At 54.1% G+C, this 340-nt stretch carries 1 protein-coding gene; it reads right to left on the bottom strand.

The window, feature by feature from the left end; genetic code table 11:
* Positions 1-340, bottom strand: a 340-nt coding sequence (locus PPOP_RS19115; RefSeq protein ID WP_148278022.1) for a transposase, incomplete at both ends; no start/stop codon positions are given.

Raw genomic sequence — 340 nt, 5'->3', positions numbered from 1 at the left:
TGGATTTGGAGGCTAGAGCTCTTCCGTTTGTAAACCGGTACTTCTTCCAGAGTTAGGCTTTTCAAGCTGACCAGCGAAGTTATCCCCAGATCCTTCAGCTCCGCCAAGTACTCTTTGGTGCCGTACGCTTTGTCTGCCGAGAGTGTGCGAATCGTAAGAGACGGGTGCCGAAAACGAATGGCGGCCAATTGGTGGAGACTGACTTCCCGTTCTGCACGACCCGAAGCCTGACTTGCACGACGATCCAAAATCACGCCCGACCGGACATCGACCACATCATGAACCAGAAACCGAGGATGGGCCTCTTGAGCAGCGCTCTTTTTGTACAGGCGGGAATCCG

Origin of the sequence: Paenibacillus popilliae ATCC 14706, assembly GCF_000315235.1 — a bacterium.
Classification (GTDB): Bacteria; Bacillota; Bacilli; order Paenibacillales; family Paenibacillaceae; genus Paenibacillus_B; species Paenibacillus_B popilliae.
This window is presented reverse-complemented; position numbering and strand designations above follow the sequence as displayed.